The organism is Ensifer sp. PDNC004 (assembly GCF_016919405.1).
Classification (GTDB): Bacteria; Pseudomonadota; Alphaproteobacteria; order Rhizobiales; family Rhizobiaceae; genus Ensifer.
Map to the genome: position 1 here is coordinate 235538 of NZ_CP070352.1, position 13866 is coordinate 249403.

Below are 13866 nucleotides of genomic sequence, written 5' to 3' on the forward strand. Positions count from 1 at the left end.
GAAAGATACCGGCGCTCAAACAAGCCGGCCAACCGGCGGTTTGAAGATCGGTTTGGATGAGGGGATAGCGCAGCCGCTCGCGGCTGCGGGGCCAAGAGGTGACCGAAAGGTGACGGAGCGACGCAATGGGAACCGGTGGCGATTTCGCCAGCCGAGTGTTTTGCCTGGATTTGGATTGTCGCTCGGGATCACGCTGAGCTGGCTGGTTCTGATCGTGTTGATCCCGTTGTCGGGCCTGGTGTTCCGCGCCAGCGGGCTCGGCTGGTCCAAGTTCTTCGAGCTGGCGCTCGATCCGCGCACGCTCAATGCCTTGAAGATCTCCTTCGGCACGGCCTTTATCGCTGCCGTTATCAATCTCGTCTTCGGTGTCATCCTCGCCTGGGTGCTGGTGCGTTATCGCTTTCCCGGCAAGCGGGTGATCGACGCCATGGTCGACCTGCCTTTTGCGCTGCCGACCGCGGTTGCCGGCATTGCGCTGACGACGCTCTATGCCCCGAACGGCTGGATCGGCCAGTTCCTGGAACCGCTTGGGCTGAAGATCGCCTTCACCCCCGCCGGCATCGTCATCGCGCTGATCTTCGTCGGCCTGCCCTTTGTCGTCAGGACCGTGCAGCCGATCATGGAAGAGATCGACAAGGAGGTGGAGGAAGCGGCAGCCACCCTTGGCGCCAGCCGCTTCCAGACGATCAGCCGGGTGCTTCTGCCGGGGTTGCTACCGGCCGGCCTCACCGGCTTTGCGCTGGCCTTTGCCCGTGGTGTCGGCGAATACGGCTCGGTGATCTTCATTGCCGGCAACCTGCCTTACGTCTCCGAGATCGCGCCCCTCCTGATCGTCATAAGGCTGGAAGAGTTCAATTATGCGGCTGCGACTGCGATTGCCGCTGTCATGCTGGCGATCTCGTTCGCCATGCTGCTCCTCATCAACTCGATCCAGGCCTGGAGCCGGCGGAGATATGTCTATGTCGCATGATCTGACCGCAGCCGGCCTCACCGCCAGTCCCGGTCTCAGTCCGGCCTCCGGTCCGAAGCCGGCGCTGCCGGAACTGGCCGCCGCCACCTCCGAAAGCCGCTTTGCCCGGCTGACGCTGACGATCGCAGCCCTTGCCTTCGTCGCGCTGTTTCTGCTTCTGCCGCTCGCCGCCGTCTTTACCGAAGCGCTGCGCAAGGGCGTGACCGAATTCGTGCTGGCGCTCGGCGATGCCGAGACGTTTTCCGCCATCCGCCTGACGCTGATCGTTGCCGCCATCGCCGTGCCGCTCAACCTCGTCTTCGGCGTGGCCGCCGCCTGGGCGATCGCCAAGTTCGAGTTCAAGGGCAAGGCGTTCCTGACGACGCTGATCGACCTGCCGTTCTCGGTCTCGCCGGTGATCTCCGGCCTCGTCTTCGTGCTTCTGTTCGGCTCGCACAGCCTGCTTGGCCCCTGGCTGCAGAGCCACGGCATCCAGATCCTGTTTGCCGTGCCGGGCCTGGTGCTCGCCACCGTCTTCGTCACCTTCCCCTTCGTCGCCCGCGAGCTGATCCCCTTGATGCAGGAACAGGGATCGAGCGACGAGGAAGCAGCGCTTTCCTTGGGAGCATCCGGCTGGCAGACCTTCTGGCATGTGACGCTGCCCAACATCAAATGGGGGCTGCTTTACGGCGTGCTTTTGTGCAACGCCCGCGCCATGGGCGAGTTCGGCGCCGTCTCGGTGGTGTCGGGCCATATCCGCGGCGAGACCAACACCATGCCGTTGCAGGTGGAAATCCTCTATAATGAATACAACTTCGTCGCCGCCTTCGCGGTGGCGGCGTTGCTGGCGCTGCTGGCGCTGATCACCCTGATTTTGAAGACGGCGCTGGAGATCCGCTACAGCGCCGAGATCGCCGCCAGCCGCAGACACTGACCAGCATTCGAAAGGTATCGCCATGGACGTGCGCGTTCACAACATCCGCAAGGAATTCGGCCGCTTCCCGGCGCTCGACGACGTCTCGCTTAATATCCGCTCCGGCGAGCTGATCGCGCTGCTCGGCCCCTCCGGCTCCGGCAAGACGACGCTGCTCAGGCTCGTCGCCGGTCTCGAAAGCCCGACCGAAGGCACGATCTTCTTCGGCGACGAGGATGCCTCGCAAAAGACCGTGCAGGAGCGCAACATCGGCTTCGTCTTCCAGCACTATGCCCTGTTCCGCCACATGACCGTGCTCGACAACGTCGCCTTCGGCCTGAAGGTGCGGCCCGCCAACCGCCGGCCGCCGGCCGCCGAGATCCGCAAGCGCGCCCTCGACCTGCTCGACCTCGTCCAGCTCTCCGGTCTCGACAAGCGCTATCCGGCGCAGCTGTCGGGCGGCCAGCGCCAGCGCGTGGCGCTTGCCCGCGCCATGGCGGTGGAACCCAACGTGCTTCTGCTCGACGAACCCTTTGGCGCGCTCGATGCGCAGGTGAGAAAAGAGCTACGCAAGTGGCTCAGGGACATCCATGACCGCACCGGCCACACCACCATCTTCGTCACCCACGACCAGGACGAGGCGCTGGAGCTGGCCGACCGCGTCGTCGTCATGAGCAAGGGCGTGATCGAACAGGTCGGCACGCCCGACGAGATCTACGACCATCCGGTCTCGCCGTTCGTCTACGGCTTCATCGGCCAGTCGAACTGCCTGTCGGTGACACTCCAGAACGGCGAGATCTGGTTCGAGGACCGGCCGATCGGCTTGCGCGCGCCGTCCGAAGCCGACGGCCCGGCAAAACTGCACTTCCGCCCGCACGACATCGAGCTGATCGACGGCTGTGGCGGCTGCCTTGCCGGTCTGGTTGCCGCCAGCCGCCGCGTTGCCGGCACCCGCCATCTCGAACTCGACCTTGGCCGCAACCATCCGCATGTCGAGATCGAACTCTCCCCCGAACGCGCCGCCGCCGGCGACCACACCCGCATCGCCTTCCGACCGACAAAGTGGAAGCTGTTCAGGGAAGGCCGACCGGAAACGAAGGTCGCACCCGCCGGCGCCACGGAACCCCAGCGCCAGACGGCAGACGAGGCGGAATCCATGCTCGCCGCGCAGGTCTCCTGGGCGGCCCCTTAAGGTAGTTCAAGCGGCCAGACTTCGACCACGCCGTGGGCAACGGCGCAGGGCGTATGCGACACCAGGGCGATGGCTTCGTCGAGATCGGCCGCTTCGATCACCGCGAAACCGGCCACCGGCAAGGGGGATGACAGGAACGGCCCATCCTTGGTTTCGACCCGCGCCGCATCCGCATTGCGCACCTGCACCGGCGCGCCGGCAATTCCCATCAATACGCCATCGGCCTGAAGCCGCGCGTCATGCGCGTGCGCCGCATCGCGCACCACTGCCGCCGTGCGATCGTAGCCGGCGCGATCGCCGTATCCGATGGTGATGAATTTCGGCATGAGCCTCATCCTTCAAGTCGCCAGAGAAGAAACGCGCCTAGCTCTGACGGGCTAATTGACAGCAGGCCCTTCAGGCCGTTCCGTTGAGAGAACGCGGATGCTCCGGGAAAGTTGCAACAACGTCGGGGCTCGCGTCACAAAAGGGAGGATCCGATGCCGACCATCATCGCCCATCACAACATTACCAAAGGCGCCGATCACTGGCTGAAATCGCCGAGACGCAAGGAACTCTTCGGCGCGCTCGGCATCACCAACATCCGGACCTTCGTCGACCCGAAGGATCCGACGCGTGTGGCCGTCATGATGGATGTTCCCGATATCGGCGCCCTCTCACAGGCGATGCAAAGCCAGGCCGCGGCGGACGCCATGGCCCATGACGGAGTTGTACCGTCGTCGCTTGTGATCCTGGTCGAATCGTAGCGCACCTTCGCGCGGCGTGCCTCCGTACCTTGCCATGTAGGGCGAAAGACCGCGCTTCGGCCTTTCGCCTTCGCGGCGCGATTGAGATGCTACAATGCGGTACATATTGCGGCGAAGCCCGACACATCCGGGATACCTCGCCTGAACAGATTGCGATCGTTGCCTCACGAACAGAAGAAGGAACGATCGCATGAGCCACCGCATCCTCCCGACCATCGCGTTTGCCTTGGCGACAAGCGTCGTCGCCTTCGCAGCGCAAGCAGCCGAGATCAAGAACGTCGTCATCGTTCACGGCGCATTCGCCGACGGTTCCGGCTGGCGACAGGCCTCCGAAATCCTCGGGCGCCGCGGCTTCAATGTGACCGTTGTCCAGGAGCCGCTGACGTCGCTCGCAGCCGACATCGAGGCGACGAACCGCATCCTCGATCTGCAGGACGGCCCGACCCTGCTCGTCGGCCACAGCTATGGCGGCATGGTCATCACCGAGGCCGGACATCATAGCAAGGTCGAAGGGCTGGTGTACGTCGCCGCCTTTCAGCCCGACAAGGGCGAAAACCTTGCAATGCTCGCCGGATCGAACCCTGCTTCCGCCATGAGCGTGCGGGAAACCACCGACGGCAAGTATCTCTATCTCGACCCAAAGGCGTTTCCGGCCGACTTCGCCGCCGATTTGCCTGCGGCGGAGGCGGCCTTTGCGGCGAAATCGCAGGTCCTTGCCGCCAAGGAGGTCTTTGCCGCCAAGGTCGGCGACCCCGCCTGGCGCACCAAGAAAAGCTGGTCGATCGTCGCGACCGATGACCGTGCCATCAACCCGGACCTGGAGAGAAGCATGGCCAAGCGCGCCGGCAGTGAGGTGACCGAAATCAAGGCGAGCCACTCTGTCTTTGCCTCGCAACCGGAGAAGGTTGCGGGCATCATCGAGGCCGCAGCCAGGGAGGCCGGCAAGTAGCCCGAATCCCGTCCTCCGCGACCTGAATGTAACCTTCGGCACTCAGGTCGCTTCCCTTGACGGTAACCTACATCTGCCGCCAAAGACCTGTAACAATCCTTCGGTAGTTTGCCTCGGATCACGCCTCAGCGCGAAGCGCTCTCGCCATGTCCCGTAAACTCGCCGCCGAAGCGTGGCTTGACAGCTTGCGGCCAACGGCTGCAAACTTCGCTCATGGGGTTGCGATCACCCCATGAGGCGCCAGCCGAAGCATCGCGTCCACAGAACCGCTCATCCGGAGGACGCGTCATGTCGTCATATCTCGAAATCTCATCGGAAAAATTCGCTCGCCTTATCGGAACGCCGAACTGTCCCGCACTGTTCGACGTTCGCGTCGACGAGGACTTCGACGCCGATCCACGTCTCGTCCCCGGATCCGTCCGGCGCGACTATCGCAGCGTGCGGGACTGGGCGGACGATGTCGACAAAGCATCGGCGATTATCATCTGCCAGCAGGGCAAGAAGCTCAGCCACGGCGTTGCCGCCTGGCTCCGCAATGCCAGCATCTCCGCCGATGTGCTCGAAGGAGGGTTCGAGGCCTGGGTCGCAGGCGGCAACCCCGCCGTGCCATCTTCGGCAATACCGGAACGGAATGCCCAAGGGCAGACGGTCTGGGTCACCCGGGCGCGGCCAAAGATCGACCGCATCGCCTGCCCCTGGCTGATCCGACGCTTCGTCGATCCGCATGCCGTTTTCCTTTATGTGGCGCCGTCGGAAGTGGAGATGGTCGGCGAGCGCTTCGGGGCGACACCGTTCGACATCGACGCGCCCGTGCGCTGGAGCCATCGCGGCGAACGCTGCACCTTCGACGTCATGATCGAGGAATTCGGGCTTGCCACCGCCCCGCTGTTGCGGCTCGCCACGATCGTGCGTGCGGCCGATACCGCGCGCCTCGAACTCGCGCCGGAGGCTTCGGGTCTACTTGCAGCCTCGCTCGGGCTCTCGCGCATGTATGCGGACGATCTGGAACAGCTGGACGCCGGTATGTTGCTCTACGACGCCTTCTATCGCTGTTGCCGCGATGCTACCAACGAGACCCACAACTGGCCTTCGGCCAAGAAGGACGCCTGAGATGACCGACATCGCAGACAAAGCCGCGACGGGACCGGCGCGGCAACGGGAAAGCCACGGCATCTCCTTTGGCGAAGCGGTGCGGGTTTGGGCGCGCATTGCCGCACTGAGCTTCGGCGGGCCGGCCGGACAGATCGCCGTCATGCACCGCATCCTCGTCGATGAAAAGCGCTGGATCGGCGAACACCGTTTCCTGCACGCGCTCAACTACTGCATGCTTCTGCCGGGACCCGAGGCGCAACAGCTTGCCGTCTATATCGGCTGGCTCCTGCACCGTACCGCCGGCGGCCTCGTAGCCGGCATCCTTTTCGTGCTCCCGGGATTTCTCGCGATCCTCGGCTTGAGCTACATCTACGCCGCCTTCGGCAGTGTCACCGTCGTCGAGGGCCTCTTCTTCGGGCTGAAGGCGGCCGTGCTCGCGGTCGTCGTTCAGGCCGTCTTCCGCATCGGCGGCCGGGCGCTGAAGAACAAGGTGATGATCGGCATTGCCGCAGCCGCCTTCATCGCCATCTTCTTTTTCCGCGTCCCCTTCCCGATCATCATTCTTGCGGCCGGTGTGCTCGGCTATATCGGTGCGCGTTCCGGCTCACAGTTCTTCCGCATTGGCGGCGGCCACAAGGCCGGCACGGGTCCCGTCCTCAAGGACGAAGACTCCGCGCTCGGCGACGAAATTCCCGCGCATGCGCGCCCGAACTTCGCCTGGTCGCTGCGGATCTCCGCCATCCTGCTTGCCCTGTGGCTGGTGCCGCTGGCGCTGCTGGTCGCGGTCCTCGGCACGAGCAACGTCTTCAGCCAGATCGGCCTCTTCTTCAGCCAGATGGCGGTGGTGACCTTCGGCGGCGCCTATGCGGTACTCGCCTATGTCGCGCAGGAAGCGGTGCAGCACTATGGCTGGCTGAAGCCGGGCGAGATGCTCGACGGGCTCGGCATGGCCGAGACCACACCCGGCCCGCTGATCATGGTGGTGCAATTCGTCGGCTTCATGGGCGCCTATCGCGATCCCGGCACGCTTTCGCCCATGACGGCCGCGACACTCGGCGCCATTCTGACGACCTGGGTCACCTTCGTTCCCTGTTTTCTCTGGATCTTCCTGGGCGCGCCCTTCATCGAGCGGCTGCGCAACAACGTCGCGCTGACCGGCGCCATGTCGGCGATCACCGCCGCCGTCGTCGGGGTCATCCTCAACCTTGCGGTCTGGTTCGGCCTGCACACGCTGTTTGCCGAAGTCGCCCCCTGGACGCTCGGGCCATTGGCGCTCGATATTCCGGTTCTAAGGTCGCTGGTGCTGCCGTCGCTGCTGCTCACGCTCGCGGCAGGCGTGGCTATCTTTCGCTTCAATGTGTCGGTGATAACGACGCTGCTTGCCTGCGCGCTCGCCGGCATGGCCTGGACGCTGGCAACGAACTGAGGACGGAGCCGGCGCTCAATCGTCGTAGACGGATTGCGGCAGGTGAAACCCCTCCGGCAATTGCGATCCGTAGCGGCGCTCCTCCTCCGGCGCCGGCGGCGGAGGCTCGCGGTGCTTTATCGCGCGAGCCGCAAGAACGGCCCTCAGCTGGACCGGCCGGTAGTGTTCGACAAGGCTCGGAAGTACCTCTTGCTTATCCGTCCGTTGCGACATTTAGCCCCCTGGAACGTCTCGTTACCCAGCCAGAGTGCCAGTCAATCGCACGCACCGCAATCGTCGCCACGGTACGCCGGCGACACAGCCGCTGAACCACCGGCCCCGCCCGCATCGTGTGACCCCACGAGATATTAGGGTGAAGTGTCGATCCTCCCCTTGCGTCTCTAGCCACTCACCCTACCTCTGCAGCGCTGCCGGATGGCAGGCAATATGCAGCGAGGACATCACTATGCAGGGCACCCTTTCGAAACTCGGCCTGAGACATCCCCTGATCGTCGCGCCGATGGCCGGAGGCCCTTCGTCGCCTGCGCTGGTGGCAGCCTCTTCGGCCGCCGGCGCGCTGGGCTCCGTCGGTGCGGCCTATTCGAGCCCGGCGGCGATCGCAGAGTTCGCCCAGGCCGTGCGCGCCCGAACAGATTGTCCCTTCGCCATCAACCTCTTCATCCAGCATCCGCAGCCGAAGGTCGACGCCGCGGCGCTCGAGCGCGCCGTGCGTGCGACGGCGGGATACCGCGCCGAACTCGGCCTGCCGACACCTGACCTTGCAGCGCCCTACGAAGAGGAGTTCGACGGGCAGTTCGAGGCGGTGCTGCGGGCAAAGCCTGCGGCGCTGAGCTTCGTCTTCGGCGTCCTGCCTGCTGAGCACATGCGCGCCGCTCGTGACGCCGGAATGTTGATCATCGGCACGGCAACGACGCCCGAGGAAGCCCTGGCGCTCGAAGAGAGCGGCGTCGATGCCATTACGCTGCAGGGATATGAGGCCGGTGGGCATCGTGGCATCTTCGATCCGTCCGCCGAAGACAGCGAAACCGGCCTTGAAGACCTGCTCGCCCGGAGCCTCGGAAGGATCAAGGTACCGCTCATCGCCGCGGGCGGGATCATGACGGGTTCCGATATCCAAGCCGTTCTCGCGAAAGGCGCCAGCGCCGTGCAGATGGGTACGGCCTTCCTCGCGACCGCAGAAGCTGGGACATCGGCGCCCTATCGCGTAGCGCTAGAGGGCGCGGAGCGGAAGACGCGAACGACACGCGCCTTCTCCGGTCGGTTTGCGCGTGGCGTCGAAAACCGTTTCATGAACGAGGTGGATGCCGCCGCCGTCATGCCCTTTCCGGCGCAGAACAAGTTCACGCGCGACATCAGGGCGGCGTCCACGGCGAAGGGGTCGCCGGATTTTCTGTCGCTATGGTCAGGCACCGGCAAGGGCGAGCTTTGGCAAGGCTCCGCGTCCGATCTGATCGCCCGCCTTTTTCCGGCGACCCCATAAGCGAGAGCCTCTCCTACGCAGTGTCGTCTCCTCTTTACTTCCGCCGTTTTGCCGGTGAATTCTTGCTCATCGGCAGCCATCCTTGCGAGAGTCGGCACAATGGATCGTATCGATGCGATGAAGGTCTTCGTCACGGCGATTGACGAAGGCAGCCTTGCGGGTGCGGCCCGCAAGCTCAAGCGCTCGCCGACAGCCGTCAGCCGCGCGCTGAACCTGCTCGAAGCCCATGTCGGCGTCGAACTGCTGCACCGGACGACCCGCTCGCTGAAACTCAGTGAAGCGGGCCTGCGCTATGCAGCCGCGTGCCGCCGGGTGCTGGTCGATCTCGAAGAGGCCGACATGCTCGCAGGCGGCGAGCGGGCGGCTCCCCGCGGCACGGTCACGATCTCTTCGCCGCCGATCCTCGGTGAAGAGATGCTGCGCCCGATCCTCGACGACTTCCTCAATCTCTACCCGGCGGTTTCGGCCAGGTTGCTGCTGCTCGACCGCTTCGTGAACCTTGTTGACGAAGGCGTCGATATCGCGCTGCGCATAGGGCACCTCGCGGATTCTTCGCTGATCTCGACACGCATCGGCGGCGATATCAGGCGCGTCGTCGTCGCTTCCCCACGCTATCTCGCCAGTCATCCCCGCATCGACGAGCCGGCCGACCTCGCCAAGCACCAGATCGTCGCCTTCACCAATTTCGGCCTTGATTCCTGGGCCTTTACGCCGGCCGAGGGTTCGCTGATCCCGCGCACGGTGCAGTTCACGCCGCGCTACATCGTCAACAGCGTGCGCGCAGCGGTCGATTCCGCCGTTGCGGGCACGGGCCTTACCCGGCTCTATTCCTACCATGTGGCGCGCCATGTCCATGACGGGCAGCTGAAGATCGTACTGGCCGATGCCGAGCATCCGCCGATGCCGGTTCATCTTCTGGCGCCGCAGGGCCGCATGGCGGTTCCGAAGGTCCGAGCCTTCGCGGATTTCGCCTTGCCGCGTCTCAGGACCGAGTTCGCACGCATGGCGAAGGAAGCTGGCACGCTTCGCTGATTATGCCGAATTTCGGTTGATTGACTGCCAATTGGCGTCAATTCTCCCTCATATCGGATGGGTCTAAATCTGATTGTACCAACGCCGAGGGCGGAGGACGGGCCGAACGAAGCGCCCGTTGCAATCGAAGAAGGATCACATCCATGAGCAACGAACAGAAGGTCGTCATCATCACCGGTGCATCGCAGGGTATCGGCGCCGCCCTGGTGCAGGCCTACCGCGATCGCAACTACCGTGTCATCGCCACGTCGCGCTCGATTAGGGAGAGCGCGGATGCGGGCATCCTCGCCGTTGCAGGCGATATCGGAAATCCCGAGACCGCCGAGCGCGTCGTGCGCCAGGGCCTCGAACGGTTCGGCCGCATCGACACCCTGATCAACAATGCCGGCGTCTTCACCGCCAAGCCGTTCACGGACTTCACCCAGGAAGACTACGACCTGAACATGAGCGTCAATGTCGCCGGCTTCTTCCATATTACCCAGCACGCCGCCCGCGAGATGCTGAAGCAGGGCTCCGGCCACATCGTCAGCATCACCACCAGCCTCGTCAACCAGCCGATCGCCGGCGTGCCCGCCGCGCTCGCCTCCATCACCAAGGGCGGCCTGAATTCGGTAACCCAGGCGCTCGCGATCGAATTCGCGACTTCGGGCGTTCGCGTCAACGCGGTTTCGCCCGGCATCATCAAGACGCCGATGCACGCGCCGGAAACGCATGCGGCGCTCTCGACGCTTCACCCCGTCGGCCGCATGGGCGAGATCCGCGATATCGTCGACGCCGTTCTATACCTGGAGGGTGCCGGCTTCGTGACCGGCGAGATCCTGCATGTGGACGGCGGCCAGAACGCCGGACGCTGGTAGGCCCGCAACTCTCCCAACAAACGCGGCACCTTGGGTGCCATCAAGCTCCAGAAAGGAGACGGCAATGCCGATCGTAACAGTTCAGGTGACCCGCGAGGGCACCTCGCGGGAGCGTCACGCGGTGACGGCGGAAGAAAAGGCGGAGATCATCAAGGGCGTCAGCCAGGTGCTGCTCGACGTGCTCAACAAGCCGCTGGAATCCACCTATGTGGTCATCGAGGAAGTCGACCTCGACAATTGGGGCTGGGGCGGCCTGCCCACCGCCCAGTATCGCGCACGGCTTGCTGCAAAAACGAAAGCCTGACGCCGCCAGCCACAGCTCCCGCCACCCGCCGTTTGACAGCAAGCGGCGGGTTTCCTTTGTGAAATTGTGTCGAAATGTATCGGCAGACGCTTGCATTACATTTGCTTGCAAGTCTGGATGTTGCGAACACACCGACGACATATCCGGAGCGTCAACCGGACGGAGCAAGTGCCGCTGCGCGCCCGCCAACCGACTTGAGGAGTTGCTCGATGGAGCATATCGACCATGTGCTGATCGTCGACGACGACCGCGAGATCCGGGAACTCGTCTCGAGTTACCTCAAGAAAAACGGCCTGCGCACGACCGCCGTCGCCGACGGGCGGCAGATGCGCAGCTTCCTCGAGGGCGACACCGTCGATCTGATCGTGCTCGACGTGATGATGCCGGGCGACGACGGGTTGGTGCTCAGCCGCGAGCTGCGCGCTGGCAAGCACAAGGCGATCCCGATCATCATGCTCACCGCCCGCTCGGACGAGATGGACCGAATTCTCGGCCTCGAAATGGGTGCGGACGACTATCTCTCCAAGCCATTTTCCGCGCGCGAACTGCTGGCCCGCATCAAGGCCGTGCTTCGGCGCGCGCGCATGCTGCCGCCCAACCTGCAGATTTCGGAGGCGGGGCAGTTGCTGCGCTTCGGCCGGTGGAAGCTCGACACGACGGCGCGGCACCTGATCGATGCCGATGGCACCGTGATCGCGCTGAGCGGAGCGGAGTATCGGCTGCTGAAGGTGTTCATCGACCACCCCCAGCGCGTGCTCAACCGCGACCAGTTGCTCAATCTCACGCAAGGCCGCGAGGCCGATCTCTTCGATCGCTCGATCGACCTGCTCGTCAGCCGGGTCCGCCAGCGACTCGGCGACGACGCCCGCGAGCCGGCCTACATCAAGACGGTGCGTAGCGAAGGCTATGTCTTCTCGGTGCCGATCGAGATCGTGGAGGCGCGCGAATGACCGCGAACGCTGCTGAAAGAGGCTTTCGACTATGGCCGCGCACGCTCAGGGCGCGGCTCTTTGTTATTCTGCTGGCCGGCCTCGCCATCGCACATGTGATGTCGTTCACAGTTCTGTTCTTCGAGCGCTACGTGTCAGCCAAGTCTGTCATGTTCAACACGCTCGAAAACGACATTGCCACCTCGATTGCGATCCTCGACCGCCTGCCCGCAGACGAGCGTGCCTCCTGGCTCAATCGCCTCAGCCGCGACAATTACGGCTTCATTCTCGGACCGGGCGTGCCCGGCAACCCGTCCGTCGATCCGGCCACCGCGGAACTCTCCGCCAACATCCAGCGCGCGACCGGCCCGAAGTATCCGGTCACCGTCGAAACGATCCCCGGCGATCGACGCCACGTGCAGGCGCATCTGACATTGAGCGACGGCTCGCCACTGACGATCGACGTCTATCCCAAGGGGATCATGCCGCTTGCCGACTGGCTGCCCTACGTGCTGCTGGCGCAGCTCGCGCTCCTGCTCTTCTGCAGCTGGTTTGCCATGCGCCAGGCGGTCCGCCCGCTCGTCAACCTTGCGGCAGCGGCCGACACGCTCGACCCGAACCGCAACACGCCGCGGCTCAGCGAAACCGGCCCGACGGAGGTCGCCTACGCGGCAACCGCATTCAACGCCATGCGCGACCGCATCGCCCAGTACCTCGAAGAGCGCGTCCAGATCCTGGCCGCCATTTCCCACGACCTGCAGACGCCGATCACCCGCATGAAGCTGCGCGCGGAAATGGCCGAAGATTTCGCCGATCGCGAGAAGCTGATCCAGGACCTCGGCCAGATCGAGAGCCTGGTGAAGGAGGGCGTCGCCTATGCTCGCAGCGCTCACGGCAATGTCGAGAAATCGACGCGCGTCGATCTCGCCTCGTTCATTGAAAGCCTCGTCTACGACTATCAGGACACCGGCAAGTCCGTCAGCGCGAGCGACATCGATGGCGGCACAATCACGACCCGGCCGCAGGCGCTCAGGCGCATTCTCACCAACCTCGTCGACAACGCGCTCAAATTCGCAGGCAGCGCCGAAATCGAGGGGCGGCGGCTTGCCGACGATACGGTAATCATCAGCGTGCTCGACCGCGGGCCGGGCATCCCGGAAGATCAACTGGGCGCCGTGCTGAAACCCTTCGTCCGGTTGGAGGATTCCCGCAATCGTGAAACTGGCGGCACTGGGCTTGGGCTCGCCATCGCCCAGCAGTTGGCAGCCTCCATCAACGCGTCGCTGACCTTGCGCAATCGTGACGGCGGCGGCCTCTTGGGCGAGCTAGTGATCCGACCTCAGTAAAGGGGAGCTTCGTTTCTCGCCATATAATGCGATATAAAACAATTGTATATCGAATTTTCCTAATGTCGTTATTGAGATCGGAAGACCAGGCTTGCCAAGCCCGGGCATGCCGATGGTCGATGTAAAAGAGCGGCGACGCTGATGGCCGCCGCCCCGGAGGTGACGAGAGGTAGTGCGGGTCAGACGAGATTGATCGTCACGTCGATGTTCCCGCGCGTCGCCTTGGAATAGGGGCAGGTCTGGTGAGCGGTATCGACGAGACGACGCGCAACGTCGGCGTCGATCCCCGGCAGGCTGACATTCAGCCGTGCCTTCAGGAAGTAGCCGCCGTCGCGGTTCAGCAGATCCACTTCGGCATCCACGGCCACGTCGGCGGGAAGTGCTATCTTCGACTGGCCGGCCGCCAGACCGATCGCACCAATGAAACACGCAGACCACCCGGCGGCAAAAAGCTGCTCCGGGTTCGTCCCCGGCCGCGAACTGCCGGGGGTGGAAAGCTTGGTGTCCAGGCGCCCGTCGTCGCTCCGGGCGGCGCCGTCGCGACCGCCGGTCGTGTGGGTCTTGCCGGTGTAGAGTACCTTTTCAGCTGCGCTCATGGTGTTTTCCTTTCGACAGGTTTGCCGTCCGGGCCCGATTGCCCTGCGGCTGTCG

At 64.2% G+C, this 13866-nt stretch carries 15 protein-coding genes; 13 read left to right on the plus strand and 2 right to left on the minus strand.

From position 1 onward, the window contains the following. Positions 1 to 109: 109 nt before the first annotated feature. From cysT to JVX98_RS01075, 3 genes are read left to right on the plus strand one after another with little or no spacing between them, the layout of a single operon-like run. Entirely contained in the window at positions 110 to 970 is an 861-nt protein-coding gene (gene cysT, locus JVX98_RS01065) for a sulfate ABC transporter permease subunit CysT (protein WP_205236572.1), read from the plus strand. Further along, positions 960 to 1883 carry a sulfate ABC transporter permease subunit CysW gene (cysW, locus tag JVX98_RS01070; RefSeq protein WP_192449536.1) on the plus strand — a complete coding sequence of 308 codons (924 nt, stop codon included), beginning with the start codon at positions 960 to 962 and terminating at the stop codon, positions 1881 to 1883. Before cysT ends, cysW begins: the two co-directional genes overlap by 11 nt. Positions 1884 to 1905: 22 nt before the next feature. Then, on the plus strand, positions 1906 to 3054 hold the full coding sequence (locus JVX98_RS01075) for a sulfate/molybdate ABC transporter ATP-binding protein (protein WP_246764843.1): 1149 nt from the start codon (positions 1906 to 1908) through the stop codon (positions 3052 to 3054). Here JVX98_RS01075 and JVX98_RS01080 read toward each other — a convergent pair. Continuing rightward, positions 3051 to 3380 (minus strand): YciI family protein, encoded by a 330-nt coding sequence (locus JVX98_RS01080; RefSeq protein ID WP_205236573.1) that lies wholly within the window; start codon positions 3378 to 3380, stop codon positions 3051 to 3053. The genes JVX98_RS01075 and JVX98_RS01080 overlap by 4 nt on opposite strands. Before the next feature lie 153 nt (positions 3381 to 3533). On the opposite strand from JVX98_RS01080, the gene JVX98_RS01085 reads away from it, so the two are divergent. From JVX98_RS01085 to JVX98_RS01130, 10 genes are all read left to right on the plus strand, one after another. Continuing rightward, positions 3534 to 3800 (plus strand): hypothetical protein, encoded by a 267-nt coding sequence (locus tag JVX98_RS01085; protein WP_043626699.1) that lies wholly within the window; start codon positions 3534 to 3536, stop codon positions 3798 to 3800. Positions 3801 to 3990: 190 nt separating this feature from the next. Next, entirely contained in the window at positions 3991 to 4749 is a 759-nt protein-coding gene (locus tag JVX98_RS01090) for an alpha/beta hydrolase (RefSeq protein WP_205236574.1), read from the plus strand. Positions 4750 to 5037: 288 nt separating this feature from the next. After that, positions 5038 to 5859 (plus strand): sulfurtransferase/chromate resistance protein, encoded by an 822-nt coding sequence (locus JVX98_RS01095; protein ID WP_205236575.1) that lies wholly within the window; start codon positions 5038 to 5040, stop codon positions 5857 to 5859. A gap of 1 nt (position 5860) precedes the next feature. After that, the gene (gene chrA, locus JVX98_RS01100) at positions 5861 to 7267 is read left to right on the plus strand and encodes a chromate efflux transporter (protein ID WP_192449787.1); all 1407 of its coding nucleotides are present in this window, start codon (positions 5861 to 5863) and stop codon (positions 7265 to 7267) included. 445 nt (positions 7268 to 7712) lie between these two features. Beyond that, on the plus strand, positions 7713 to 8747 hold the full coding sequence (locus JVX98_RS01105) for a nitronate monooxygenase family protein (protein WP_205236576.1): 1035 nt from the start codon (positions 7713 to 7715) through the stop codon (positions 8745 to 8747). A gap of 99 nt (positions 8748 to 8846) precedes the next feature. Then, on the plus strand, positions 8847 to 9779 hold the full coding sequence (locus JVX98_RS01110; RefSeq protein WP_205236577.1) for a LysR family transcriptional regulator: 933 nt from the start codon (positions 8847 to 8849) through the stop codon (positions 9777 to 9779). Positions 9780 to 9922: 143 nt separating this feature from the next. Then, entirely contained in the window at positions 9923 to 10636 is a 714-nt protein-coding gene (locus tag JVX98_RS01115) for an SDR family NAD(P)-dependent oxidoreductase (RefSeq protein WP_205236578.1), read from the plus strand. Between the two features lie 64 nt (positions 10637 to 10700). Next, the gene (locus JVX98_RS01120; RefSeq protein WP_205236579.1) at positions 10701 to 10940 is read left to right on the plus strand and encodes a 4-oxalocrotonate tautomerase family protein; all 240 of its coding nucleotides are present in this window, start codon (positions 10701 to 10703) and stop codon (positions 10938 to 10940) included. A 209-nt stretch (positions 10941 to 11149) separates the two neighbouring features. Next, positions 11150 to 11890, plus strand: a complete 741-nt coding sequence (locus JVX98_RS01125; protein WP_205236580.1) for a response regulator — start codon at positions 11150 to 11152, stop codon at positions 11888 to 11890. Then, positions 11887 to 13215, plus strand: a complete 1329-nt coding sequence (locus tag JVX98_RS01130; protein ID WP_205236581.1) for a HAMP domain-containing sensor histidine kinase — start codon at positions 11887 to 11889, stop codon at positions 13213 to 13215. Before JVX98_RS01125 ends, JVX98_RS01130 begins: the two co-directional genes overlap by 4 nt. Before the next feature lie 179 nt (positions 13216 to 13394). Here the strand turns inward: JVX98_RS01130 and JVX98_RS01135 are convergent, their stop codons facing one another. Next, a complete protein-coding gene (locus JVX98_RS01135) occupies positions 13395 to 13811 on the minus strand; it encodes an organic hydroperoxide resistance protein (protein WP_205236582.1) in 417 nt (138 codons plus the stop codon). Positions 13812 to 13866 lie beyond the last annotated feature (55 nt).

Coding starts and splice junctions, on each gene's coding strand:
- JVX98_RS01105 (WP_205236576.1), top strand. CDS start 7,713: ATGCAGGGCACCCTTTCGAAACTCGGCCTGAGACATCCCCTGATCGTC.
- JVX98_RS01110 (WP_205236577.1), top strand. CDS start 8,847: ATGGATCGTATCGATGCGATGAAGGTCTTCGTCACGGCGATTGACGAA.
- JVX98_RS01130 (WP_205236581.1), top strand. CDS start 11,887: ATGACCGCGAACGCTGCTGAAAGAGGCTTTCGACTATGGCCGCGCACG.
- JVX98_RS01080 (WP_205236573.1), bottom strand. CDS start 3,380: ATGCCGAAATTCATCACCATCGGATACGGCGATCGCGCCGGCTACGAT.
- JVX98_RS01085 (WP_043626699.1), top strand. CDS start 3,534: ATGCCGACCATCATCGCCCATCACAACATTACCAAAGGCGCCGATCAC.
- cysW (WP_192449536.1), top strand. CDS start 960: ATGTCGCATGATCTGACCGCAGCCGGCCTCACCGCCAGTCCCGGTCTC.
- JVX98_RS01115 (WP_205236578.1), top strand. CDS start 9,923: ATGAGCAACGAACAGAAGGTCGTCATCATCACCGGTGCATCGCAGGGT.
- chrA (WP_192449787.1), top strand. CDS start 5,861: ATGACCGACATCGCAGACAAAGCCGCGACGGGACCGGCGCGGCAACGG.
- JVX98_RS01090 (WP_205236574.1), top strand. CDS start 3,991: ATGAGCCACCGCATCCTCCCGACCATCGCGTTTGCCTTGGCGACAAGC.
- JVX98_RS01125 (WP_205236580.1), top strand. CDS start 11,150: ATGGAGCATATCGACCATGTGCTGATCGTCGACGACGACCGCGAGATC.
- JVX98_RS01075 (WP_246764843.1), top strand. CDS start 1,906: ATGGACGTGCGCGTTCACAACATCCGCAAGGAATTCGGCCGCTTCCCG.
- JVX98_RS01120 (WP_205236579.1), top strand. CDS start 10,701: ATGCCGATCGTAACAGTTCAGGTGACCCGCGAGGGCACCTCGCGGGAG.
- JVX98_RS01135 (WP_205236582.1), bottom strand. CDS start 13,811: ATGAGCGCAGCTGAAAAGGTACTCTACACCGGCAAGACCCACACGACC.
- JVX98_RS01095 (WP_205236575.1), top strand. CDS start 5,038: ATGTCGTCATATCTCGAAATCTCATCGGAAAAATTCGCTCGCCTTATC.